Annotated in this window: 24 protein-coding genes and 1 pseudogene; 17 read left to right on the top strand and 8 right to left on the bottom strand. The window is 47.0% G+C overall.

Annotated elements, in window-relative coordinates:
• The first annotated feature begins 19 nt into the window (after window positions 1-19).
• Both KYJ26_RS12120 and KYJ26_RS12115 read left to right on the top strand, forming a co-directional pair.
• Window positions 20-478, top strand: a complete 459-nt coding sequence (locus KYJ26_RS12120; RefSeq protein ID WP_219167525.1) for a geobacillin-26 family protein — start codon at window positions 20-22, stop codon at window positions 476-478.
• Between the two features lie 29 nt (window positions 479-507).
• Window positions 508-927, top strand: coding sequence for a DUF3139 domain-containing protein (locus KYJ26_RS12115; RefSeq protein ID WP_219167524.1), 420 nt, complete (start codon window positions 508-510; stop codon window positions 925-927).
• A 45-nt stretch (window positions 928-972) separates the two neighbouring features.
• Here the strand turns inward: KYJ26_RS12115 and KYJ26_RS12110 are convergent, their stop codons facing one another.
• Window positions 973-1437 (bottom strand): UPF0158 family protein, encoded by a 465-nt coding sequence (locus tag KYJ26_RS12110; RefSeq protein ID WP_219167523.1) that lies wholly within the window; start codon window positions 1435-1437, stop codon window positions 973-975.
• A gap of 159 nt (window positions 1438-1596) precedes the next feature.
• Between KYJ26_RS12110 and KYJ26_RS12105 the strand changes: the two genes are divergently transcribed.
• From KYJ26_RS12105 to KYJ26_RS12090, 4 genes and pseudogenes are all read left to right on the top strand, one after another.
• On the top strand, window positions 1597-2862 hold the full coding sequence (locus tag KYJ26_RS12105; RefSeq protein ID WP_219167522.1) for an MFS transporter: 1266 nt from the start codon (window positions 1597-1599) through the stop codon (window positions 2860-2862).
• On the top strand, window positions 2816-3436 hold the full coding sequence (locus KYJ26_RS12100) for a TetR/AcrR family transcriptional regulator (RefSeq protein ID WP_219167521.1): 621 nt from the start codon (window positions 2816-2818) through the stop codon (window positions 3434-3436). The genes KYJ26_RS12105 and KYJ26_RS12100 overlap by 47 nt, the downstream gene beginning before the upstream one ends.
• Before the next feature lie 144 nt (window positions 3437-3580).
• Window positions 3581-4132: a DUF3231 family protein gene (locus tag KYJ26_RS12095; protein ID WP_219167520.1), complete on the top strand. Its 552-nt coding sequence runs from the start codon at window positions 3581-3583 to the stop codon at window positions 4130-4132.
• 65 nt (window positions 4133-4197) lie between these two features.
• Window positions 4198-4617, top strand: a pseudogene (locus tag KYJ26_RS12090) (MDR/zinc-dependent alcohol dehydrogenase-like family protein); the annotation flags it as partial.
• 40 nt (window positions 4618-4657) lie between these two features.
• Here KYJ26_RS12090 and KYJ26_RS12085 read toward each other — a convergent pair.
• From KYJ26_RS12085 to KYJ26_RS12075, 3 genes are read right to left on the bottom strand one after another with little or no spacing between them, the layout of a single operon-like run.
• A complete protein-coding gene (locus KYJ26_RS12085; protein ID WP_219167519.1) occupies window positions 4658-5755 on the bottom strand; it encodes a GerAB/ArcD/ProY family transporter in 1098 nt (365 codons plus the stop codon).
• Between the two features lie 22 nt (window positions 5756-5777).
• Window positions 5778-6947 carry a Ger(x)C family spore germination protein gene (locus KYJ26_RS12080; RefSeq protein WP_219167518.1) on the bottom strand — a complete coding sequence of 390 codons (1170 nt, stop codon included), beginning with the start codon at window positions 6945-6947 and terminating at the stop codon, window positions 5778-5780.
• The gene (locus tag KYJ26_RS12075) at window positions 6944-8431 is read right to left on the bottom strand and encodes a spore germination protein (protein WP_219167517.1); all 1488 of its coding nucleotides are present in this window, start codon (window positions 8429-8431) and stop codon (window positions 6944-6946) included. Before KYJ26_RS12075 ends, KYJ26_RS12080 begins: the two co-directional genes overlap by 4 nt.
• Before the next feature lie 263 nt (window positions 8432-8694).
• On the opposite strand from KYJ26_RS12075, the gene KYJ26_RS12070 reads away from it, so the two are divergent.
• Window positions 8695-9714 (top strand): cyanophycinase, encoded by a 1020-nt coding sequence (locus KYJ26_RS12070; RefSeq protein WP_219167516.1) that lies wholly within the window; start codon window positions 8695-8697, stop codon window positions 9712-9714.
• Between the two features lie 89 nt (window positions 9715-9803).
• Here KYJ26_RS12070 and KYJ26_RS12065 read toward each other — a convergent pair whose 3' ends face one another.
• Window positions 9804-10379, bottom strand: coding sequence for a type 1 glutamine amidotransferase family protein (locus tag KYJ26_RS12065; RefSeq protein WP_219167515.1), 576 nt, complete (start codon window positions 10377-10379; stop codon window positions 9804-9806).
• A 252-nt stretch (window positions 10380-10631) separates the two neighbouring features.
• Between KYJ26_RS12065 and KYJ26_RS12060 the strand changes: the two genes are divergently transcribed.
• From KYJ26_RS12060 to KYJ26_RS12050, 3 genes are read left to right on the top strand one after another with little or no spacing between them, the layout of a single operon-like run.
• Complete coding sequence (locus tag KYJ26_RS12060) at window positions 10632-11057, top strand: DMT family transporter (RefSeq protein WP_219167514.1); 426 nt, start codon at window positions 10632-10634, stop codon at window positions 11055-11057.
• 15 nt (window positions 11058-11072) lie between these two features.
• Window positions 11073-11768, top strand: coding sequence for a Crp/Fnr family transcriptional regulator (locus KYJ26_RS12055; protein ID WP_219167513.1), 696 nt, complete (start codon window positions 11073-11075; stop codon window positions 11766-11768).
• 12 nt (window positions 11769-11780) lie between these two features.
• Window positions 11781-12257, top strand: coding sequence for a DMT family transporter (locus KYJ26_RS12050; RefSeq protein ID WP_219167512.1), 477 nt, complete (start codon window positions 11781-11783; stop codon window positions 12255-12257).
• Between the two features lie 334 nt (window positions 12258-12591).
• Here the strand turns inward: KYJ26_RS12050 and KYJ26_RS12045 are convergent, their stop codons facing one another.
• From KYJ26_RS12045 to KYJ26_RS12035, 3 genes are all read right to left on the bottom strand, one after another.
• Window positions 12592-13368 (bottom strand): phosphatidylserine decarboxylase, encoded by a 777-nt coding sequence (locus KYJ26_RS12045; protein WP_219167511.1) that lies wholly within the window; start codon window positions 13366-13368, stop codon window positions 12592-12594.
• Window positions 13369-13688: 320 nt separating this feature from the next.
• Entirely contained in the window at window positions 13689-15905 is a 2217-nt protein-coding gene (gene katG / locus KYJ26_RS12040) for a catalase/peroxidase HPI (RefSeq protein ID WP_219167510.1), read from the bottom strand.
• Window positions 15906-16055: 150 nt separating this feature from the next.
• On the bottom strand, window positions 16056-16271 hold the full coding sequence (locus KYJ26_RS12035) for a YczF family membrane protein (RefSeq protein WP_257475021.1): 216 nt from the start codon (window positions 16269-16271) through the stop codon (window positions 16056-16058).
• A gap of 140 nt (window positions 16272-16411) precedes the next feature.
• On the opposite strand from KYJ26_RS12035, the gene KYJ26_RS12030 reads away from it, so the two are divergent.
• From KYJ26_RS12030 to KYJ26_RS12000, 7 genes are all read left to right on the top strand, one after another.
• A complete protein-coding gene (locus KYJ26_RS12030) occupies window positions 16412-18034 on the top strand; it encodes a spore germination protein (RefSeq protein WP_219167508.1) in 1623 nt (540 codons plus the stop codon).
• Window positions 18024-19247 (top strand): Ger(x)C family spore germination protein, encoded by a 1224-nt coding sequence (locus tag KYJ26_RS12025; protein WP_219167507.1) that lies wholly within the window; start codon window positions 18024-18026, stop codon window positions 19245-19247. The genes KYJ26_RS12030 and KYJ26_RS12025 overlap by 11 nt, the downstream gene beginning before the upstream one ends.
• A 21-nt stretch (window positions 19248-19268) precedes the next feature.
• The gene (locus KYJ26_RS12020; RefSeq protein WP_219167506.1) at window positions 19269-20372 is read left to right on the top strand and encodes a GerAB/ArcD/ProY family transporter; all 1104 of its coding nucleotides are present in this window, start codon (window positions 19269-19271) and stop codon (window positions 20370-20372) included.
• Window positions 20373-20551: 179 nt separating this feature from the next.
• Complete coding sequence (locus KYJ26_RS12015; protein WP_219167505.1) at window positions 20552-21442, top strand: EamA family transporter; 891 nt, start codon at window positions 20552-20554, stop codon at window positions 21440-21442.
• Between the two features lie 232 nt (window positions 21443-21674).
• Complete coding sequence (locus tag KYJ26_RS12010) at window positions 21675-22382, top strand: DNA alkylation repair protein (protein ID WP_219167504.1); 708 nt, start codon at window positions 21675-21677, stop codon at window positions 22380-22382.
• A gap of 105 nt (window positions 22383-22487) precedes the next feature.
• Window positions 22488-22862 (top strand): YciI family protein, encoded by a 375-nt coding sequence (locus KYJ26_RS12005; RefSeq protein WP_219167503.1) that lies wholly within the window; start codon window positions 22488-22490, stop codon window positions 22860-22862.
• The gene (locus KYJ26_RS12000; protein WP_219167502.1) at window positions 22856-23881 is read left to right on the top strand and encodes a phosphotransferase; all 1026 of its coding nucleotides are present in this window, start codon (window positions 22856-22858) and stop codon (window positions 23879-23881) included. The genes KYJ26_RS12005 and KYJ26_RS12000 overlap by 7 nt, the downstream gene beginning before the upstream one ends.
• The last annotated feature ends 20 nt before the right edge of the window (window positions 23882-23901 follow it).

Here is a 23901-nt window from a genome sequence, read left to right as displayed (position 1 = left end):
AAAAAAGGGGATGTTGAAGTTGAAAAAAGCAATGGTCATAGTATTCCTGCTTGGTTTGATTCCTATGCAGGTGAATGCTGAGTCAACCGAGGTCATAACAAAAGGAGATGCAGGGGGTTTTTATTATAAAGTCATAAAAGAAGGCAATTCTTTCACCTGGAAAATCGGCGATGAAGATTATAAACAGACGATAAAGGAAAACAGTGAGAATGACCAAAGCTTGGATGATTTTCGGGTAGCCGTCAATGAAGCGGACGGTCATCGATTCACCATGATCATATCGGCCGTTTATTTTGCCATTGTCGTCCTGACAACTTTCATTACATATAAAAAACGCAAGCATATCCCGACGACAGCCATGGTGATTCTTGCCTGTCTTGCTGGCGGAGCGCTATTTGCTGCGATTACAAATTATATTGATATGCAGGCGGCTCTTCAGGATGCAGGGTATTACTATGGGACACTGCTAGCGGAGTAAATTCCATTATGATGAAAGGAGTAGAACAGATGAATAGAAATCGGCTTTCAGCTTTGATCACAATCATCATCGTCCTGGCTATCTTTGCTATTCCAGCCGTTTTTTTGTATGTCCTGAACAATGGAAATCCGTACACAAAGTATATTGTGAATCAGCATGTTCCTGATTATTTAAAGGAAAAAGGGATTCCACAGGATATGATAAAAAAATCGCATTATGTAGAACCGAAATACCTGATCAATCGGGATTTCTATCATGGACATTATATGGTCATTTTCAAAGATGAACCGGACATTACCTATTATTATGGAGTGACGAAGAAAGGAAAGCAGGTAAGGCAATTTTGTGAGGAAGATAAGGTATCATCGGATGTGACCAATATCATTGAAGGTAGCACCAAACATACGGAAAAGAAGTGTGTCAGTATGTTTGATAATCGGGAGTCATAAGGTGCAGAGAGGCTCATGGTAATCATGAGCTCTCTACCAACGTCTTCATTCATACTTCACCCCATGAAACTCACACCAATCCTTCGCTTCCTCCCTGTAGCACTGCTTCCTGAACGCAAACCATTCATTCCTTTTTCCTAACTGATCTACCAGATCCTTAAATCTCCTAAATGCTCCCCGTCCTTGAATGGCTGAGATCAGCCGTTCTTTGTCGGGACCCTCTTCCAGGGAGATGCAGAAGTTTTCCATCATTGGATACTCATTGACCTCATCCCGATCGGGCAGGTCCAGATAGAGGGAAGGATGCTCGAGAATACCCACCGCATTGGCATATTCAGTCAGCTCCCAGTCCTCAAGCCCGTCTATCGGCTCTTCATCTTCCGCTTGACTTAAAATCCCCGTGGACACCGTGACCACCTCCATCGTCTCTAAATGGAGAAAATAGTGAAATCCTTCAAATTGTGATTCAAATTCTTCGGTCAACATATCAAGATTTACTGCGCTAGGCACGTGAATACCTCCGTTCATTGAATGAATAATGAGTAACCATCGTAGGTTAAGTATAACAATTTTTTTTTTTTTCTAAAAACGGTTGCAAAATGACATCAGTGTCGATATAATAAAATTAACAAAACGACACTAATGTCATTTTTAAAAGGGGAGATTCACATGGAGAACTCTTTACGTAAAAACAAACCGTTCATCACATTGATGACGGCGCAGGCGATTTCGGGACTTGGGGATTGGTTGAGTATAGTGGCGATCATTACGCTTGTCGGGTTAAAATGGGAAGCAACACCGATGCAGATGTCATTGATCATCTTAAGTCTTGCTTTGCCGATGGCTTTACTTGGACCGGTCACGGGTACAATTGCCGACCGGATGGAGCGGAAGACGCTGATGGTGTTTTCCGATCTGGTGAGGGGTGTACTGATCCTGCTTCTGACCCTCGCCACGAACGTGTGGATGGTGTATGGATGCCTGTTCCTGACGGGGATGTTCTCGTCAGTCTTCATCCCGGCGAAGAACGGGAAGTTGAAGGAACTTGTGCCTGATAAGCAGATCAAAGGGGCCATGTCACTATCTTCCACCATCGATTCGGGTACGAAGGTCATAGGTCCGCTTGTGAGCGGAATTCTCGTATCACTGATCGGAACCTACAACGTCTTCTATCTGGACTCAGCTACCTTCTTCCTATCGGCCATCCTCATCTTCATGCTGCCTAAAGCCGTCAAGGAAGTGGAAGCGGAAGCAGAGAAGAGGGACGGACCTTCCTTCAAGGAAGAAATCAAGGTCGGCTTCACGTTCATTAAGAAAAGTAGTTTCTTATTATATGGACTGTTTTTACTAGGGGTCAGCTTGTTGATCCTGCAGTTATCGGATTCCCAGTTTATCGTCCTGTTACGCCAGTTGACAGACGTTTCGCCCAATCTACTTGGGTACCTGGTAGCAAGTGCAGGTGTCGGGATGCTCTTAACAGGTATTTATCTTTCTAAGAAAACGGACTACAACGCATTTGTCTATATGTGTGTCGGGGTACTTGGAATCGGCATGGGATTTGGATCGATGGGGGTTTTGACCCATTTTGATCTAAGCCTGTCGATGGTATGGGTCCCGGCACTTGGCTTAATGGCAGGGGCATCTGCCGGTCTCGTATTCATCCCGTTCCAGGCAGCGACCCAGGAGAAGACGCCGGTTCATATGACGGGTCGGGTCTTTGGTGTCGTGAATAGCACGACGACAACGGCGACGATCGTCGGGCCGTTGGCAGGGGGAGCCCTTGCGACCATCATCGGAATCATCCCGTCTTTTATTGTGACGGGTTCACTATTAATCGTATTATTCTTTATATCAATCGCAGTTAGAAATAAAGTAGAGGAGGAGACTGATGTCACCGAAAGTCAGTCAGGAACACAAGGAGCAGCGCCGCTCTAACTTATTAAAGGCAGCCCGGGAAGTCTTCAGCGAACACGGCTATGAAAATACGACCATGAAGCACGTCATGGAACGCGCCGGTGTGAGCCGGGGCGGTTTGTACCAATATTTCGATAACAAAGACGATCTCTTTGAAGCGTTGATCGAATCTGAGCAGGTGGAAGTCATCGAAGGGAGTATAGAGGCCATGCTGAAGCAACAGGGAAGCTATTGGGATGTCTTGCTCATGAGCTTCCTTGGTGAGAGTAAAAAGGCAACGAATGAAATGGATGCCCTTGCGCCTTCCAAGCTTGAATACTTCATCACAGGGAGGAACGATGAAAGCAGGCAGGAGCATGCAAGGAAACGTTTTTCCCAGGCGTATCAAATGACCGTCAACATCATCGAAGAAGGGGTGAAAGCAGGGGAGTTTACACCGAAATTTGACCCAGAGGTGATGGCCAAGGCTATCATCTCCCATATCGACGGAATGGCGATGGACCATGCCATTCTGGATTCTGAGACGATTCAGTTGAAGGAGCAGACGGAGTTATTGATGGGCTATTTGAAGTGGGGATTGGGTATAGTCGAGTAGAGTGGATTTCGCTGATTAAAGCTGCATAAGGGGACAGATATCTCGGACCAATCCAACTCCGGGGTATCTGTCCCTTTGGTTTTTCTGTATGCCTGACAAATATAGAGGAATAATAGGAGAAACAAGCAAACAGGAGGTTCAAAGATGACCCATGTATTCGAAGCGATCTCAGCCATCATGAAGAATTTCACAGATGAAGCACCAAAGCCTCCTCTCCATGTCGGTGAAGTCATGGATCTTTGGACGGCATTCACTGCCTTCCATGAAGCCCATGCCCTCTATCAGATAGGTCTCAACACTACAACTGACAAAGATATGCGGCATATGCTGCAAAATGCACTGGAAGGGAGTATTTCGGATACGAGGAGGATCGAGAAACTCCTTTTAGAAGAAGGGGTGCCTCTGCCACTCGTTAATCCAAAAAAGCCGGATTCTGAACCAAGCGCTGTGCCGGAAGGTGTGAAGCTGAAGGATGATGAAATCGCCAATCTGATTTCTGCCAAAGTGGCAGCTTCCATCACCTTTTGCGCTCAGGCCATGGCGAAAACGGTCCGGACCGATGTTGGATTGATGTTCTTTTCCATTCAAATCAATCTAATGAAATTCGCCGCCCCGCTAAAGAACCTCATGATTTCAAGGGGGTGGCTCCGGATTCCACCGAAATATAATCCTCCAGGTTCTCCTGGAAGAGAGTAGGCGCCGGATCTGTGCTTTGTGCAAATAGAGGAGGAAATGAAAATCGCTGATAAAATCACAAAAAAGGCTTAGGCGCGAAAGAAATCGTTTCACGTGATGACGTAAATCCGGAGAAGATCCGTCCGATCGGGAAACAGCGCTGGGCCGGTGCCATCGATCCTGTCGGGGGTAAGACGCTTGCCGCGGTATTGAGCAACACCCAGTATGGGGGATCCGTTGCAGTCAGTGGATTGACCGGCGGTGGGGACGTACCGACGACGGTGTTCCCGTTCATCTTAAGAGGCGTCAACTTATTGAGAATCGATTCGGTGTATTGTCCGAAAGACCTGAGAGTCACGCTATGGGAGCGCATGGCGACGGACTTGAAGTCGGATGGACTTGAGGACATCCAGCACGAAGTCTCATTTGATGATCTGCCCGAGGCACTGTCTGGGATTCTTGCTGGAAAGGCTAGAGGGAGAACGATTGTGAAGGTTTCGGAATAAAGAGTAAAAGGCTTATCTTTAAAAGGGATAAGCCTCTTTTTTATGAAGCTTTCTTTCTCGTTTTCCAAAACACCACGACCCCTAATAGAAAAGGAAGGACGAATTGAATCGGAATATGGAGATAGTAGGGGACGAGCTTCAATCCCACGTATAAATGCTCCGCAATGTCTCCGCTTCGATGGAGGGACAGGAGATACACCGCCGCCATTAAGATGAAGACGTGCCAATTTTTCTGTTTTACCTTGAATAGCTGGGTTAGGACGACTCGTGCAGCGTAGATAAAGACGGACACCTTTATGAAACCTCCACCGATTAACAGGAGGTAGGTGAAGATTTCCATATGCTCAATGATCCCTAAGTATGTCACCAATTCCATTGCTTTAACAAATGGGAAGTAATACGTATTGGCGAAGGGGGCATGTAAGATACCGATGACCAGTTCCATGGTGATCAAGATGATGACGCCTGCAATGACGATTGGAATCCAAACGAACTTCTGCAGCTTTTCTTTATTGGCCGCGAGTGGAACCAATACAAGAAATACGACGAGTTCTCCATAAGGAAATGTCAGTCCTGTCGGGAAAATCATGGTGCTGATCGGTTTCCATCCATGTGAGAACAGAGGGAACAGGTACTTTGCCTGGAATTCCTCCGAGAAGAAACCGAGCAGCCACAATAAGACCAGGATTAAAAAAGAAAAGAAGGTCATGATCACTGCGCTTCTCGCAATCGCTTCAATCCCAAGCATCACACAATAGCCGACAACGAGTAAAAAAGGAACAGAAGCAATCCAGTTGGGGGCATCGGGATAAAGGATCTGGGTAGTGAAAAAGGCAAAGTCATTCATGACCCTGGCTGCAATGTATAGAAAGTAAAAGCTGAAGACGAATGCAATGATCTTGGCGAAAAAGGAACCGAATCCCATTTCCAGAAGGGGGATGAACTCCTTCCACGAGCTCTTTTTTACTACAAAAAGATAGAAGTAGAATAAGATGATCCCAAATCCTATTTCGATCGTCACTGCCCAAATGCTGCTTTCCATGGCGGTGAAGTTCAAGCCGACCACGATGGTACTTCCAGTAAGGAAAAGAAGCATCATGGAACATAGTTCAAGCGTGGACATGGATACCTTATTCATGTTTTCCATCCTCCTTTTTGTATCATTGTTTAATATGGCCGAACCGAATGAACTCTACATTGACACTCGTGTATACGTTCACATCCGATAGAAAATTTTTGTCTGTCTTCTTTTTGTCCCAAGTCTTCGGCTCCTGACGGTAAAGGGCATCTTTCAGTCCAATTACGTCAGTACCGTCTTCTTGAACCTTTTTGATGACTGCCTCTATATCTGCCTTGATTTTTTTCTCCAATTGAGACTCCAGTGCTTTCTTTAGGGAGAGCTTCGTCAGATCCTTCCTGCACCCGATTTGCTCGAGGTTGCCTTTGACCATGACCTTTAACCGGAATGAGACCGGTTCCGTGCCTCCTTTCAGGGAGGAAGAAGTAGAAATGGTATCCATCGTGAATTCATCATCTGAATCGGGACATGGTGCAGAGATGTTGATCACCTGGTCGATTCCTTTTATAAGTGCCAACGTATTGCTTTCTTCATTCGTTAAGAAGGAAGAAAGCTTCTCTCCTCTAAAAGTCGCAAATCCTTCAAGTGAAAGGTGGGAGGCGGGGGAGAAACTCTCTATATTTCCTTTTGTCATTCCTTGATCGATGTCGCCATGAATTTCTACATAAGGGATGATGATATCCGACGTATGGTCTGTTAAATAACTTAGGATCCGCTCTGATGAAGTGTTCACGAGATTTCCCCATACTCCTTTCGAGTTTCTGAGCATCGTATTCGTATACAAAGCAGTCAGTTTCTCCTGGGGGGTGAACAAGGTTAAAAATAACTCGGGACTAGCATTTTTGACTATGATCGTGTTAATACTCGCTGGAACCCGTGGATTGCGGACAAGAAAATCCAACGTTTCGTTCAAGCCCTCCTCTTCTACAAGCCTCTCGCTTAAGGTGACGACTTGAAGGGTATCGAGAATGGGTTCTTTCAACGTTTCTTTCTTTATTTTTTCAATGGCATCCGGTATGGTTTTGCCCTTTTGGGTATAGGTGAATCCGCCTGTCGGATCCACTGAATTCTTTTGATTGGCCGAAGGGTTAAATATCTGGAGGGTAACGACATACTGTTTATCTACTTGATCAATCCCCAGTCCAGATACGAGTTCAACTTCATTTAATTGGTTATTTTTAATATAGCCTACGATAATCGATCCCAACAGGATGAACAAAATGGTGATGAGACGTAATTTGGATAGATTCACGAGTCCTTCTCCTTTTTCGGCTGATCTTCCATTTGTTCTTCTTTATGAAAAGCAGGTATGGTCTGGTTGATTTCAGGAATGGGCTTCCGGATGAAGACATCCTTTTGCATGTCCTGACGTGTAAAAGGTGAGATTGGTGCAAGGTACGGTACCGAGAACGATCTCAGGTAGCAGAGGTGAACCAATAACATTAATGTGAAAAGGGCGATTCCATATAATCCAAGCAGTGCTCCGATCAAAATCAAGCTGATTTTAATAATTCTGACGGAATAGTTCAGGGACGCAATCGGGATGATACTCGAATAAATAAACGAAATACTGATGATCACCAGGGTGACGGGCTGTACGAGCTGTGCTTCCACGGATGCCTGGCCGAAAACGATGGCACCAAACAGAGAGATGGTGATGACAAGGTTCTGCGGCAGACGGCTCGAGCCTTCATAAATGGCATCTGTCAGGGTTAATACTAGTAATGTTTCAAAGACGGTGGGAAACGGGACGGACTGCTGCTGTGCCGTGAAACCCACCAATAAATTCACCGGCAGAAGACCTTTGTGGAAGGTCGTAAATGCTACATACAAGGCTGGGACATAGAGAGATAACCAGAAAAAAATAAAACGCAAAGGCCGCACATATTTGGTGGCTTCGCTGCCTAAGTAATAATCGTCAGGCGACTGGAAGAACTGAATGAGCACAGCCGGTGCAATCAGCACGAACGGGGTTCCGTCCACCACGATGCACACCCTTCCCTCCAAGATCTCCGCAGCCGCTACATCCGGCCTGTCAGAGTTCAAGACTAAAGGGAAAAGGGACTTTGATTCTTTTGTCAAATACTCGGTAATATAATTCGAACCGATGACCGAATCATAGGGCAATTCGTTCAGCTTCTCTTTGATGCTTGAAAGAATCTCTGAATCCACCAGATTCTCCAGGTATACAAGTGTGACAGACGTATTCGTGATCTTCCCGTAGGCTTCGGTATGGACCTGGAGCGTTGGGTTTTTTATGTATTTCCTGATGAGGGCCACATTCCCGCTGCGACTCTCCGTAAAGCCGATATCCGGACCCTGGACAGTGCGCTGTCCCTTCGGATTGGAGAGGGATCGCTCCTCCCATTTGGATGTATCGGCTGAAAGAACCTCTGACTCGCCATCAAAGAGGATGATGGTGGATCCATTCACCAGCTTATCGATGACCTTGTCCATGTCTTCGACGACCTCGATATCAGAGATTTGAAGTACCTCTTGTATGATAAAAGGGAAGAAAGGTTTCTCTTCATCAGGCATCGGATTTTGCAACAAAGGTTCGATGATATGCTCCTGAATGGACATCGTATCCACAATGTTTTCTATGTAAAGGAGGCAGGCAGAAAGATGGCTGCCGGGTAACTTCAAATAACGGGTTTTGACATCCGAGCTTTCTCCGAAGGATGCAAGGATCCCTGAGACTCTTTCTGCTAAATGGCCTGATTGGTTCTGATTCATTGCGCTCACCCTTTTGGTAGTGTCAATAGGATAGTATGCGCTGGAGGGGTGGATGTCATTCTTGTGGTAGGAGAAATAGGGGTGATGATGATTTGAAGGAGCCGCCTATGGTTCTTTCTTGGGTTTAACGTGAGGGCAAAAAAAAACCAATAAGAACCAATATATATCTAATTATTCAAATTATTCAGTCATATAGAGGTTTTCGAAATTGGCATGGAACTTGCAAGTAAGGTAGGTGATTTTATAAAAAGGAGGACGAGCATGTGAAGAAATGGATTGCAGGATGGTTGGTCATCGTTTTATGGGGAAGCACCGTGGTGACGGCAGGTGCTGCAAGAAGCAGTTATACGTACTACCCTTATGGAAGTGAAGCAGATGCAGATGTTACGACTCAGACGACGTACGGTGTGAATTTGATGGGCGGATCGACAGACGTGGATGAGGCGATGAGATGGATGGCAGAGAAGGCGAATGGAGGAGACTTCGTTGTACTTCGAACATCAGGCAGTGACGGATATAATCAGTACTTATATGATTTAGCTGCCGACAACCAGTCCCCGCTGAATTCAGTGGAAACCATTCTGTTGAAAAACCGGAACGCTTCTTATGACAGCTTTGTACTGAATAAAGTGAAGAATGCTGAAGCGGTTTTCTTTGCTGGTGGAGATCAGTTCCTATATGTAGATTACATTGAAGGCACTCCCCTGGAGGATGCACTGAACTCCAGGATCCAGAAGGGGATTCCAATCGGTGGGACGTCAGCGGGACTCGCGATTCAAGGGTATTTTGTGTATGATGCTGCCAATGGGACCGTCTACTCGGACGAAGCGTTGGCCGATCCTTACAACCGATATATGACGTTTTCTAGGAACTTCCTCGAAAATCGTTACTTGGACCACACCATCACGGACAGTCATTTCGAGCAGCGTGACCGGATGGGGCGTTTGGTTGGGTTCTTATCAAGGAATCTACTGGACGGATGGACAACCGAGGCGAAGGGGATTGCCGTGAATGAGCAGACGGCTCTTTTAGTGGAAGCTGATGGATCAGCAAGGGTCGCCGTACAGCCTGGAGGGACGAATCAATCGGTCTATCTGGCTAAAGCTTCTTCACAGCCGGGCCAAGTATCCCCTCTTTCTATCAGCAACATTGACGTCATCAAGCTGAATAACGGAGATACGATCGATATGACGAATTGGACGAATCACAGTGGTTTTTCCTATGTCTTAGATGCCGTCAATGGCGTATTAAGTTCATCGACCGGGTCGGTTTATGGGAACTAGATAGAAGGTGGGAGGGACGGACCTATAGTCCGTCCCTCTCATTATGTGCGGAATGAAGAAGGAGCCACGGGACCTGTCCCCCTGGCTCCTTAGCTAGGAACAGAGCCCTTTTTAAAATGTTCATACCAATTCTGTATGCCCTTCTCGTCACCAACATTCAATTCCAGCAAAATGTTTCTGGAGAATTCAAGTGAAGCCGTTCCATTTGCTGTGACGAGTCCGTTATCACGAACGGATGGTGTGTTTATGTAGTGCTCCTCACCTCGATACTCCGGGGCTCCTTCTTTTAGATAAGGAAGGGAATTTCCTGTATGCTTATGGTGATCAAGAAATCCGTTCATGCCAAGGAAGGTCGTGGCGTCACAAATGGCGGCGACGGAGATGTTTTTATCGAAACATTCCTTCACAAGCTTCTGGATCTTCTGATTCTTCTCTTCTCGCCACGTGGTTCCGCCAGGCATAATCAGCATATGGAAGTCTGGAAGAACATCATCCATGCTGTAGTCGGGAAGAACCTTCAATCCACCCATGGAAACCTTAGGCTCCTTATCAATGGCAACGGTTTGAACCTTGTAGCCCGTCCACAATTTGTTCAACTCCGCCGTGACGTAACTTGCTTCCCAATCGGCAAAGCCGTCTGTTAGAAATACCAACACTTTTTTCATATGCATCTCCTCCTTGTTACATTTTACCATATGGGTTGTGTTCAGAATGAGGATTATTGGCGGGATTTGAATTCGCCGATAAATGTCCCCGTTTCGCCGATAAAATGAAAATTTCGCCGATAAATGATCCGCCGCTAGGAAATCCACATGAAAACGCATACCCAAACCCCCATCTGCACACCCTTAGGACATATGTCCTTTCACAAAAATCCAACCTCCTATTTAATAGAACAAAGAATAGGAGGATGAACGATGAAAGGTGCTTTATTTGCTCTGTTTGGAGGTCTTTGCATTACGATGCAGGGAATTTTCAACGCACGGATGAGTGACGCGATCGGCGGGTGGCATACGACTTCGATGGTCCACCTGGTGGCATTTATCATTTCAATGACGATATATATGAATGTGCGGGATGGAAAAGGGAAGAGCTTCAGGCAGGTGCCGTTCCTGTACTTGATCGGAGGCACGTTCGGGGTAATCGTGGTATTCTCAGAACTGACAGCGATTCACACCATCGGACCGGCAGCGGCGATCGCCATCCTTCTTGTGGCGCAGATCGGAACGGCCTTCCTCATTGAATCACGTGGATGGTTCGGGGAGAAGAAGATCCCTGTGACGAAGAGACAGGCAGTCGGACTTACGATGATGCTGGCAGGAGTGATCCTGTTTCAATTGTAAAAAAGGAGTATGACGATGAAAGAAATCCAAGATGCTCAACCAGACCGTTATTTTAATGAATTCGAGCTGGCCGATTTATTTCCGGCCGACTTTAGAAGAAATATCAAGATGTATTCGTTTGAAAAAGGTGATGTGCTCTTTTCCACAGGGGAAGAACTCGACGAACTGTATTTCCTCCTGGAGGGGAAAATCAAGATCTTCACCCATACGCCGGAAGGGAAACTGTTGATCAACCGGTTCAAGCGACCCCTTGCCCTGATTGGGGATGTGGAATATTCGAAGGGGACACCGGTCTTGAACTCGGTGGAGGCAGTCACGGACGGGGTGTTCCTATCCTTATCATTCGAGGACTTGGCAAAACTCGAGAAGTGTCACCCAGCGATCATGCGCTTTCTGTTTGATACCGTGGCACACAAATTTTATACTGAAATGCATATCACGAGCATGCATATGCTGTATCCCGTCGAAGTGCGACTTGCGAGCTACCTGCTCTCAATTTCAGAAGCAGGGGAAGGGACCATGTTCCATCAGGAAATGCATACGTCCAATCTTATGGAGCTCGCCGAATGGATCGGCACGAGCTATCGCCATTTGAACCGGGTGTTGAAGAAGATGGCGACGGATGATCTCATCGAGAGGGTCAACGGCTCCATCACCATCAAGAATCTGGAAAAACTCAGCATCCTTGCGAAAGGAAACATCTATGAATAAGGAGGAATCCACATGTTCGGAATCGGATTAGCCATTATCGCAGGTATTCTGATCAGCCTGCAAAACGTATTCAATGCACGGGTCAGTGAAAAAACAGGACCGTGGGCGACGACAAGCCTGGTCCTTGGTCTCGGTCTCGTCTGTTCACTGCCGGTTTTTTATAGTATGGAAGATAAAAGTTTGTTTGATTTCAGTGGGGTCAATCCTGTCTTTCTTTTCAGCGGGGTGTTCGGTGTCGGGATTGTGTTCTTCCTGATGAGGGGCGTCACGCTGATCGGGCCGGCTTATGCGATTTCCATTGCGCTTATTTCGCAGATTACGATCGCGTTCATCGTCAACACAGGAGGCTGGTTCGGGTTTGAACCGTCTGCGTTGTCCTGGGAGAAGATTCTTGGGATTGCGCTGTTGATTGGCGGAGTGCTTGTGTATAAGTTGGAGAAGCGAGTGGAAGTACAAGAGGAAGACGTACGGGAGAGTATCGGGGCGTAATGCCCGGTTATATTGGTTGGGAGATCAGATTAATCCCCCAGAGCAGATAAATAAATAGACGGAAATATTCCGCTTAAGTAGTATAGAACTTCTAAAAAGGCTGAAATAGACGGAAATATTCCGTCTATTGACTCAAAAAATACTGAGATGACTGTTTTTTTCTTGCGTAAGCGGAAAATTTCCGCTTATTTACCTCCAACACAAGCTCTACTCTATATATAACCGGAAAACCTCCGCTTATCTAAAAGCCTATTTAATAAAGAAACTCGCCAAATGTACACCGGCGAGTTTTACTTTTTTATAGTCACCCTTAAAAAGAGCAGGGGTCTCTTATTTATGAATGCCACTTACCAATTTCCTCACCCATCTTCACCGGTCCTTTATCCCGCGTGAAGCCGAACTTCCCTTTCGGCACACAAAGAACGACCGTCGAGCCGAATGAGAAGTATCCATAAGGATCTCCCCGATGAACGACGTCAGACGTGTTTGTCCGGACAATCGAGTTCACATTCAACGCCCCGACCATCACATGGGCAAGAGGCGATCCGGCCACATCGAAGCGGGAGACGAGGCGGTAGTTTCGTGTGAGGGGACGGAGACCGTGCTTCAGTCCAAGTTCGTTCACGGGATCGGCGTGTCTCCCGAGTGTGTATACTTCCTCAACCCGTGCATCGATCGGCACGTGAACCCGGTGGTAATCAGTCGGGCTCAGGTAAAAGATGAGAACCTGTCCGCCTGCGAACGCTGCAGCTTTCTCTTTAGACCCGAGTAGTTCTTCCACCGTATAATCCTGCCCTTTGACCATGAATGTACTCTCCGGGGTCAAATCGTCGACGACGGAGAGATAGGCGTCGCATGGGCTGACGAATGCATCGGGAGAATCAGCTACCGGTCGTGCATCCGGCTTCAGTTCCCGTGTGAAAACATCATGAAGTGTACCGTACTCACGGAGTCCGCGGGTCGCTTCTTCCATGTTCAACTTATAGACTTTGGCAAAAGAGGCGATAAAAGGTTTACTTACTTTTGATTGGGCGAACCTCCGCAATCCTTTTGCGATGACTGGATGGCCGTTCAGTTCGAATACTTTTCTGTAAAATTTGGTTATGATCATGAGTGGTCACGTCCTTTAGGCGATATATAAACCGTCTGTTTGATTTGTTGATAATAATTGAGGCAGGTGGATTTGTCAATGAGTTTGTGGAAGGGAAAGGCTGTATAAAGTCTGAAGAGGGCATAGATTGTCTGGTTTAGCTGCAGTCACAAAATAGGTCCGGTTATGAGCTGTTATGAACCGGAGTTCTGATTATCCATCCTCAAATAATATGATTTAGCGTAAATCGACTATTATCAATTGTTAAATCCCACGTGTCGAATCTTCTTTAATCTTCATAAAAAAAGCCCCTTCCATCGAGGAAGAGGCCAACTTACAGTCTATCTCAAATCAAACCGATCCGCATCCATCACCTTCACCCACGCGGCAACGAAGTCACGGACGAATTTCTCCTTGTTATCATCCTGCGCATACACTTCAGCCAAGGCACGAAGTACAGAATTCGAACCGAATACAAGATCAAAGCGGGTAGCCGTTCTCACGACTTCACCGGTCTTCCGGTCGCGGCCTTCATATTGATTGAAGCCCGCCGGTTTCCACTCAATGCCCATGTCTAGGAGGTTGACGAAGAAGTCGTTCGTCAATGCACCGACACGGTCCGTGAAGACGCCGTGCTTCGAATCGCCATGGTTTGCGCCTAAGGAACGCATGCCGCCAATCAAAACAGTCATTTCAGGTGCGGTCAAACCTAGAAGCTGTGATTTATCCACGAGCATTTCTTCCGGACTGACGGCGTATTCCTGCTTCTGGTAGTTGCGGAATCCGTCTGAGACCGGTTCCAGTACACCGAAGTTCTCGGCATCGGTCTGTTCGGCCGTTGCATCACCGCGGCCAGGTGAGAATGGAACGGTTACGTCGAAGCCTGCATCACGGGCGGCTTTTTCGACACCTGCGTTTCCACCTAATACGATGAGATCGGCCAGGCTCACGTTTTTATCCAGCTTGCTTTGAAGGTCTTGGTAGACACCAAGGACTTTTTCAAGTTGAGCCGGTTCATTTACTTCCCAATCTTTCTGAGGAGCTAAGCGGATGCGTGCACCATTTGCTCCACCACGCATATCGGAACCGCGATAGGTGACAGCGGAAGCCCAGGCCGTTTTAACAAGCTCGCTTACCGTTAAGCCTGTGTCCAGAATTTGCTGTTTCAACGAAGCCACTTCACTATCTGATAAGTCATAATCCACCGCCGGTACCGGATCCTGCCAGATCAAGTCTTCTTGCGGCACTTCAGGACCCCAGTATCTTGCTTTTGGTCCCATGTCGCGGTGAAGGAGCTTGAACCAGGCGCGTGAGAAAGCTTCGGCGAATTCGTCCGGATTCTCATGGAAGTGACGGGAAATCTTCTCGTAATCAGGATCCATGCGGAGCGCCATGTCCGCCGTCGTCATCATCGTTTTCACTTTGATGGATGGATCTTCTGCGTCCGGAGCCATATGTTCTTCGGTCATGCCGACCGGTGCCCATTGGGATGCACCTGCTGCACTCTTTGTTTTCTCCCATTCGTAGCCGAAGAGGAGGTCGAAGTAGCCGTTGTCCCATTTCGTCGGATTCGTCGTCCAGGCACCGTCGACACCGCTTGAAATCGTGTCGCGGCCTTTTCCGCTGCCGTATGAACTGATCCAGCCGAGTCCCTGGTTTTCGATGTCAGCCGCTTCCGGATCGTCTCCGACAAGCTCGGCGTCACCAGCTCCGTGGGCTTTCCCGAATGTGTGACCTCCTGCTACGAGGGCAACGGTTTCGTAGTCATTCATCCCCATGCGTCCGAATGTGTCACGGATATCCCGGGCACTTCCCAGTGGATCGGGTTCGCCGTTCGGTCCTTCAGGATTTACATAGATGAGCCCCATTTGGACGGCAGCGAGTGGATTCTCAAGTTCACGATCGCCTGAGTATCGGTTGTCGGCAAGCCATTCCTTCTCATTTCCCCAATACACGTCTTCTTCAGGATGCCAGATGTCTTCGCGACCGGCACCGAATCCGAACGTCTTCAAGCCCATGGATTCAAGGGCGACGTTCCCTGTCAGCACAAGCAGGTCAGCCCATGAAATCATGTTACCGTATTTTTGCTTGATCGGCCATAACAGGCGGCGGGCTTTATCAAGGTTGACGTTGTCCGGCCAACTGTTAAGTGGCGCAAAGCGCTGTGCACCTGACGAGCCGCCTCCGCGTCCGTCGGTTTCACGGTATGTACCTGCCGCGTGCCATGACATGCGGATGAAGAATGGACCGTAATGACCGTAGTCGGCCGGCCACCAATCCTGACTGTCTGTCATCAGGTTGTGAAGATCCTTCTTCAGGGCATCGTAATCAAGCTTTGCGAATTCTTCCTTATAATTGAAGTCTTCTCCCATCGGGTTTGACTTCCGGTCATGCTGGCGAAGGATGCTGAGGTTAAGCATATTCGGCCACCAGTGTTTGTTCGTGGTTCCCCCAGGGGCTGTCGTCGTCGTGATGGCACTATCCTTGTGATGAGTGAACGGACATTCTCCTGATGCAGCGGAGTGATCCTTTTGATCAGGGCGATTCTCTTTTTCCATTACGATTCACCTTCCTGTTTTGAAAAATAGGGTGAAGCAACTATCACATTAATAGTGTGATAATTATAATAATTCTTAATTATTATTATAGAAGATTAGAATCTGAATGGAAAGCCTGAAGCTTGGAGGATGTTAACAGTTCAGAAATTCTCAATTACTCGCCTTTCTTTTTTTGAAATATTGGATTCCTATGTTCACTATCAAAAGGAGCAGAAGAAAGTAAAGCACGAATAATTCTGCCACTTCCATCACCCGAAACGGACTTATGGCATTATGCCATGCTTCCCTCATCGTGTATCCCTGAAAAAGGTCAAGGCCCAGGGAAAAAGCGATCATTGATCCCAGCATCAATAAAGTAATACCCATGATTTTCACTCTGAATCACACTCCTCCTCTTAGGTTCCTCCCTGTTAGCCAGGTTCATACGGCCACACGTTGTTAAAAATTACATAATTCCCCCTCTTATGGTTAAAGTAATAAAAAATAAGAGAAAGGTGTTGCAATCTATGCCTTCTTTCTTTAAGGATCGTAAATCAAAAAAGAGCCGAAAGAATGATGTTGAAAGTAATTCCTCGGAACCATCTCCAGACCATCTCCACGTTTCGTTACAAGACAATCTAAACTTCATCCGAAATAAAACAGGAAACAGTCCGGACGTCATTATCCGACGACTGAAAATGGGGAAGGATTCCGAAATTGAAACGGCCGTTGTCTATATAGAAGGTATCGTTAATAATCAGTCGATTCAGGAGTTCTTGCTTCAGTCCATGATGAAGGATGAACATAAAGAAGAACTAAATGAGAGCGATGCGTTGGAACTGATTACGGAAGATATGATGACAGTGGGGAATGTGTCTTCCATTGATACTTGGGAAAGCTTGTTTGCATCGCTAATGGCAGGTGACACCATTGTCCTGATCGGGGGAATAGGGAAGGCTTTGAGTGCCTGTACGAAAGGGGGCGAAACCCGCTCCATTTCAGAATCAACGACTCAAGTCGTGGTGCGCGGTCCAAAGGGAGGCTTTATTGAATCAATTGATACGAACACCGCCATGGTCCGCCGTATCATTAAGACACCTGATTTGTGGATGGAATCTTTTAAGGTGGGACGCGTCACGAAAACAGATGTGACGCTTATGTACATACATGGGATCGCCAATGATCAGGTGGTGGAAGAGGTCCGCCGGCGAATCAACAAAATCGATATCGACAGCATTTTGGAATCAGGCTATGTCGAACAACTGATTGAAGATCAGACGATGACGCCATTTCCAACGATCTTTAACACGGAACGACCGGATGTGGTGGCGGGAAATCTGTTTGAAGGACGGATTGCCATCTTTGTGGATGGAACGCCGTTTGTCCTGATTGCTCCTGCACTGTTCATTCAGTTCTTTCAGTCAGCAGAGGACTACTACGCGCGCTTTGACATTGCGACATCAATCCGCCTGCTGAGGATCTTGATGTTTACGATTTCCCTGATAGCCCCTGCGACCTTTGTTGCGGTCACCACCTTCCATCAGGAAATGGTACCGACGATGCTTATCGTCGCCATTGCTGCCCAAAGGGAATCCGTTCCGTTCCCTGCATTCGTGGAAGCCCTCCTGATGGAAATCACATTTGAAATCCTGAGGGAAGCAGGGATCCGCTTGCCGAAAGCCATTGGATCCGCCGTCTCGATTGTCGGCGCCCTCGTTATTGGACAGGCTGCGGTTCAAGCAAGCATCGTGTCGCCTGCGATGGTTATTGTCGTATCAATGACCGCCATTGCAAGCTTTGCGACCCCGTCTTTTGATATGGCGATTTCTGCCCGCTTGATCCGGTTTCTTTTCATGATCGGGGCAGCGACTTTCGGATTCTACGGAATCATCTTAATCTTCCTGTTCATGGTGGTTCATTTATGCGGTCTACGTTCCTTTGGTGTTCCTTATATGGCGCCATTTGCCCCGTTTATTCCGGTGAACAATAAAGATACGTTTGTACGTTTACCATGGTGGAGCTTAAGACAGAGGCCGCGACTGATCAGCGCCAACACGATCCGGGAGGGGGCTGGGCAGGGCCCTTCGACGCCTTCCTCCCGTGGAATGATAAACAGGGACGCAGAAAAAGGTGACCACAATGGTTCGTAAAAAGACGCTGTGTTTCCTGATCATAATCATTCCCTTTTTCCTGAATGGCTGTTGGAGCAAGAAGGAGTTAACCGATCTTGCCATCGTGGCCGCCATGGGGGTGGATAAAACCGAGGAGGGTAAATATTCGATGACCCTGCAGATCATTAATCCCGGTAACGTGGCAGGAGGCATGCGCGGAGGCGGAGTCGGATCACAAAGCCCGCCTGTTACCATCTATAAGGCAACCGGGGATAACCTGGTTGAAGCAAGCAGGCGCGCTTCAAGTAAAATTTCTCGCAGACTCTATTATGCCCATGCCAATCTGGTCGTCGTCGGGGAAGGGCTTGCAAGGGAAGAAGGCGTTGCGACCATCATCGATGCCATCGACCGGGATCATGAATTCCGGATTACGACGACCATGGTCATCGCAAATCACTCTACGGCGGAAGATTTGTTGCGGGCATTGACCCCAGTGGATAAAATCCCGGCAAACAAAGTGTTGAAGACATTGGAATTTTCAGAGCAGAAATGGGGGCAGACGTTGAAGACGTCGATCCAAGATGTGATGAAAGGCTTGCAATCATCCGATGGGGCAACCGTCGTATCAGGATTTCGGCTTATAGGGGACCCGAAGCATGCGAGCCAACTGGATAACATTCAGGAAAGTGAGCCTGAATCGACGTTAGAAGCCAGTGGGATCGCCCTTTTGAAAAAAGGGAAATTAGTGGATTGGTCGTATGGAAAAAAGGCAAGGGGAACCGTCTGGATCCTGGATAAAATAAAGGCTACAGACATTAACATTGATTGGAAAGGAAAGAAGGATGCCGTCGCCTATCAAGCCGACCGGCAAAAAACAAACGTTTCAGGGAAAATGAAGGACGGTAAACCACATATCACCATCCATACAAGTGTGGAAGGAACGATCGGCGGAATTGATGTGGCGGAAGATATTACAGATGAAAAAGTCATTTCTGAGATGGAGAAAAAGGTGCAGAAAGAAATTAAGAGTGAAATAGAGAAAGCGGTTCAACAGGCTAAAACCAATCAAGCCGATTTCTTTGGGTTTGACGGAGTGATCCGGCGTTCAAGACCGGATGATTGGGAAAAACTAAAAGCGATGTGGAACGAGGTCTATTTCCCGGAATTACAGGTGGACGTTACGGTGGAAGCTTATATCCGCCGTGCCGGCCTCAGAAATAAATCTTTTCTGTCAAGTTTGGAAGGAGAATAAGACGAAGGAGGGACGTGTAACGTGGAAAAAGCCAAAATCAGTGCCATTCAGCTCTTTGTCTTGATGGTCCTGTTTGAACTCGGTAGTGCACTACTCGTCCCTCTTGCCATCGATGCAAAGCAGGACGCATGGCTGGCCATCCTGATCGGGATGCTGGTCAGCTTCGTGCTTTTACTCGTGTACCATAAGCTTTATATGTATTATCCCGATCTGCTGCCGACGGAGTACATGAAGAAGATTCTCGGGAAGGGGGCAGGGACGGTCCTTGCATTCCTGTATCTGTTCTTCTTTATGTATGATGCTTCAAGGGTTCTGCGGGATTTTGGCGAAATGCTCTTAACGTTTGCGTATCCGGAAACGCCGTTATTCATCGCCAATGCGCTGTTGATGCTGGTCATCATCTACACGGTCCGAAAGGGAATCGAAGTCATTGCACGTTCAGGGGAACTGCTCTTTATGCTCATGTTCCTGCTTTCGGTCGTCGGATTCATCCTGATTGTCGTGTCCGGGCTGATTGACTTTAAGAACTTGCAGCCGGTACTTGAAGAAGGGCTTGCACCGGTCCTCAAAGTGGTGTTTACTCAAACCTTGTATTTTCCTTTCACAGAAGTCATCGTCCTTACTATGGTACTGCCGTATTTGAATAATCCAAAGAAGGCGAAAATGACCATGTTCTGTGCAACAGGGTTAAGCGGAATCAATCTGATTCTCACGATGCTCATCAATATCAGTGTCCTGGGTGTGGATCTTACAGCCCGCTCACAATTTCCGCTTCTCAGTACGGTCCAGTCGATCCAGGTGGCTGACTTTCTGGAGCGCCTGGATGTCTTTTTCATGCTTGGTCTGATAATCGGTATCTTCTTTAAGATCAGCATCTTATTCTATGCGGCGGTTATCGGCACTTCAAGCTTGTTTAAAGTGCAATCTCCATCCCGCCTCGCCTATCCATTGGGGCTGATTGTTCTGTTTATGTCGATGGCGATTGCCAGGAATTTTCAGGAACATATTCATGAAGGATTGAAGGTGGTCATGTACGTGCTGCATCTTCCGCTACTTGTTGGGATCCCGATTGTGCTGCTGATGATTGCATTTGTGAAAAATAGAAAAAATCATAAGAGCAGTTAAGATGTTATTTTCAGATCATATCTTGACCTGGAAATGTGTGTTTCTTATACTAAAAGATAGTTCATACTAAAACCTTAACGGAAGTGGATTTTTGTAGAGTGAACGCTCTATTTTCGCCACACAATCGATTGAATGATCGATTGTGTGGCTTTTTTATTTGAAAAGAAGGAGGCTGGAAAATGAAAGCTTGGCATTATGCGTTCCTTGTCTTTCTGGGTGGATGCTGTTATGGGATATTATCGACTTTTGTGAAATTGGCTTATTCAGCCGGTTTTTCAGTAACAGAGGTAACGGGTGGACAGTTTTTATTTGGTACTATACTTATATGGCTTCTGGTTCTGTTCACAAGGAAGAAACGTATTTCTCTCATTCAAGCTTTTAAACTATTAGTGTCTGGAGTTCCATTTGGATTGACAGGGGTAGTGTATTATCAAGCGTTAGAAACACTGAACGCTTCCCTTGCTATTATTTTCTTGTTTCAATTTGTTTGGATTGGTACGTTGATTGAATGGGTCTTCTTTAAGAAAAAACCAACTAAAGGGAAAATAGTCTCGATCATCATTTTACTTATCGGCTCCCTATTAGCGTCAGGTGCCCTCTTACAAGGGAATGTGTCATTCTCGGTGGAAGGAGCAGTCTGGGGAGGGCTGGCAGCTATTTCCTTCGCGACGTTTCTGTCCCTCAGCAGCTCTGTTGGGAAAGATATTCCACCCGTCTTAAAAAGTGCAATCCTCTCAACCGGTGGTTTACTTGTTGTCTTTTTACTATTTCCGCCTGTGTTCCTATTGGATATTCCTACTTTAACGGGTGTGATGCGGTATGGTGTCATACTTGGCTTGTTTGGTGTTGCTTTACCACCCCTTCTATTCTCAATCGGAATGCCCAAAGTGGGACCAGGACTTGGCACGATCTTAACGGCATCCGAACTTCCGGTGGCTGTACTGATGTCCTTTCTCGTGCTTCATGAAGAGGTCCGTGCACTGCAATGGATTGGCGTCGGAATCATACTTTGTGGGATTGTCATCGGGAATAGTAAGATGAAACATAGAGTTCAGGCTTCAGGCGAATAACTGAAAAGGTCCGTCCCTCGATAGGGTTTGAGGGACGGACCTTTTAATCATAAAAGAGTCTCTTATGGAAGCTCTTTTTTTATCATGAAAAGGAAAAGGCCTTTTGAGGTAGAATAGGTATATTAAGACAGTAGACATTATATGAACTAAATAGAGAAGACAATATGAAATACGAAGATATGCTCCGATCAATGCTGTTTTATTGTAATTTTAAGATAAGGAAGTGAATAGGATGGATCTGGAAACCGTCATGAGTGAGCTCGAAGCCCTCGGCAAGGAACGAAGTAAGAAAATGTACATATCGAATGGTGCCCATGAGCCGGTGTTCGGTGTCGCAACAGGTGCCATGAAGCCCATCGCGAAGAAAATCAAGAAGGATCAGGCACTTGCGGAGGAATTATACGCAACAGGGAATTACGATGCCATGTACTTTGCCGGCATCATTGCCGATCCGAAAGAGATGACCGAGGCGGACTTTGAACGCTGGATCGAAGCAGCCTACTTCTATATGCTGTCGGACTACGTGGTGGCGGTCACGCTATCAGAATCTGATATCGCTCAAGAAGTGGCCGATAAATGGATCGAGAGCGGGGAAGAACTGAAGATGTCAGCGGGGTGGAGCTGCTACTGCTGGCTGCTGGGGAACCGGAAGGACGAAGCGTTTTCCGAAACGAAACTTGCCGGAATGCTTCAGAAAGTGAAAGACACCATTCATGACGCACCGGAGCGGACGAAATCCTCGATGAATAACTTCGTCACGACAGTAGGCGTTTCCTATGTGCCCCTTCATGAACAAGCGCTCCAGACGGCGAAGGAAATCGGGCCGGTTGAAATGGTACGGGAAGGGAAGAAGAACAGTATCCTGAAGGCGGCCGAAGATATTGAGAAGCAGATGGAGAAGGGACGGATCGGGTTTAAGAGGAAGTATGTGAGGTGTTAATAGAGACAGATCTGCATGTTTGGTAAATGCGGATCTGTTTCTTTTTTAGAGGAGCAAAGGCACATGATGTAGAATGGTATGGGGACAAGAAAAGGAGAGGATCCCATGAAATTCCTATGCGTAGGCTACTACAATGCGGAGAAAATGGATGCAAAATCAATGGAAGAAATTGATACGATCATGTCAGAGTGCGGACCCCATCTTGATACATTTTACAAGACAGATAAAGTACTGCTGGACGTGGGCGTGGAACAAGGGGCGAAACAGTTAAGGAGAAGCGGCGGGCATGTGAAGGTGATAGACCCTCAAGCGGGCGCAGAAAAGATCGGAAGCGTGTTCATCATTGAAGCGGAGACGATAGAAGAAGCCATTCAGGTAGCGGCTCTTCATCCATCGGTCCAAGTGGAAGCGGGGGAGGAGTTCGGCTGGAGACTTGAAATCCACCGGGTTCATTCCTATAGGGGAGTAAATGGATGTTAAGAAAACCAGATCTGTCCTATGAGAAAATCAAGGATGGATTAAAGGATCTCTATGATGTATATGTGAACGAGGTGACCTTTCTGCCCATTGGACACGATCCCAAGGCAGCGGTATACCGATTGGAATCCGGTCATGAAGACACCTATTTTCTTAAGTTGATTCAGGGTTCATTCAATGAAACGGGGATCAACATCACTCATCAGCTTGGCATGAAAGGGATCGAATCCGTCATCCCTCCGATTCCTGGGAAAAGTCATGAGCTGGTCATGCATCTTGAAGGGTACTACTGGATCCTTTCTCCGTTCGTCGAGGGGAAAACGGGTTTTGAAACGTCTTTGAGCGAGAAACAATCGATTCAATTCGGGCACATCCTTAAATCCATTCACTCTGTAAGTATCCCTATTGAACTACAAGAGCAACTGCGTCAAGAGGATTTCTCTGGTCCCTGGTGTGAGAAAGTTAGGGAACTGGACCGGGAAATTGATGCAGACCGTCCACGAGACGAAGTGACACAGAAGCTCACCGATTTTTGGAAAAGGAAACGAAAGGACATCCTGACACTGGTGGAGCGGACCGAGGAGCTTGGACGGCAATTGCAAGGGACGGATCAAAGCAAATTTGTGATGTGCCACGGGGATATCCATCCTGGGAATGTGATGATCGATCAACATGGGAACATGTTCATCGTCGATTGGGACGATCCGGTCATGGCGCCGGTCGAAAGGGATTTGATGTTCCCCGGAGTCGGACTGGGCCTGTGCTTCAAGGATGAGCAGTCAGAACACATTGACCTCTTCTACAAGGGGTATGGAGAAATTGAATTGGACCCGGTCCTTCTTGCGTATTACCGGAATGAGAGGGTCGTAGCGGATATTGCGTCCTATGGAATACAACTATTGAATGAAAAAGAAAACCTTAAAGACCGTGAAAATGGATTGCGGTTATTGATGGGGCAGTTTGAAGCAGGGTATGAGGTGGATGTCGCGGGGAAGACGTTTGAAGTGTTGGATCGAGTTTGATAGAAGAGTCATAGAAGCGG

It is taken from the genome of Rossellomorea orangium, assembly GCF_019334305.1.
Taxonomy (GTDB): domain Bacteria; phylum Bacillota; class Bacilli; order Bacillales; family Bacillaceae_B; genus Rossellomorea.
The sequence above is the reverse complement of the archived record's forward strand: the minus strand, read 5'-3'. Positions and strand labels throughout refer to the sequence as shown.

Coding starts and splice junctions, on each gene's coding strand:
- KYJ26_RS12115 (WP_219167524.1), top strand. CDS start 508: ATGAATAGAAATCGGCTTTCAGCTTTGATCACAATCATCATCGTCCTG.
- KYJ26_RS12105 (WP_219167522.1), top strand. CDS start 1,597: ATGGAGAACTCTTTACGTAAAAACAAACCGTTCATCACATTGATGACG.
- KYJ26_RS12100 (WP_219167521.1), top strand. CDS start 2,816: ATGTCACCGAAAGTCAGTCAGGAACACAAGGAGCAGCGCCGCTCTAAC.
- KYJ26_RS12095 (WP_219167520.1), top strand. CDS start 3,581: ATGACCCATGTATTCGAAGCGATCTCAGCCATCATGAAGAATTTCACA.
- KYJ26_RS12085 (WP_219167519.1), bottom strand. CDS start 5,755: ATGAATAAGGTATCCATGTCCACGCTTGAACTATGTTCCATGATGCTT.
- KYJ26_RS12075 (WP_219167517.1), bottom strand. CDS start 8,431: ATGAATCAGAACCAATCAGGCCATTTAGCAGAAAGAGTCTCAGGGATC.
- KYJ26_RS12065 (WP_219167515.1), bottom strand. CDS start 10,379: ATGAAAAAAGTGTTGGTATTTCTAACAGACGGCTTTGCCGATTGGGAA.
- KYJ26_RS12060 (WP_219167514.1), top strand. CDS start 10,632: ATGAAAGGTGCTTTATTTGCTCTGTTTGGAGGTCTTTGCATTACGATG.
- KYJ26_RS12055 (WP_219167513.1), top strand. CDS start 11,073: ATGAAAGAAATCCAAGATGCTCAACCAGACCGTTATTTTAATGAATTC.
- KYJ26_RS12050 (WP_219167512.1), top strand. CDS start 11,781: ATGTTCGGAATCGGATTAGCCATTATCGCAGGTATTCTGATCAGCCTG.
- KYJ26_RS12045 (WP_219167511.1), bottom strand. CDS start 13,368: ATGATCATAACCAAATTTTACAGAAAAGTATTCGAACTGAACGGCCAT.
- katG (WP_219167510.1), bottom strand. CDS start 15,905: ATGGAAAAAGAGAATCGCCCTGATCAAAAGGATCACTCCGCTGCATCA.
- KYJ26_RS12035 (WP_257475021.1), bottom strand. CDS start 16,271: ATGGGTATTACTTTATTGATGCTGGGATCAATGATCGCTTTTTCCCTG.
- KYJ26_RS12030 (WP_219167508.1), top strand. CDS start 16,412: ATGCCTTCTTTCTTTAAGGATCGTAAATCAAAAAAGAGCCGAAAGAAT.
- KYJ26_RS12025 (WP_219167507.1), top strand. CDS start 18,024: ATGGTTCGTAAAAAGACGCTGTGTTTCCTGATCATAATCATTCCCTTT.
- KYJ26_RS12015 (WP_219167505.1), top strand. CDS start 20,552: ATGAAAGCTTGGCATTATGCGTTCCTTGTCTTTCTGGGTGGATGCTGT.
- KYJ26_RS12010 (WP_219167504.1), top strand. CDS start 21,675: ATGGATCTGGAAACCGTCATGAGTGAGCTCGAAGCCCTCGGCAAGGAA.
- KYJ26_RS12005 (WP_219167503.1), top strand. CDS start 22,488: ATGAAATTCCTATGCGTAGGCTACTACAATGCGGAGAAAATGGATGCA.
- KYJ26_RS12000 (WP_219167502.1), top strand. CDS start 22,856: ATGTTAAGAAAACCAGATCTGTCCTATGAGAAAATCAAGGATGGATTA.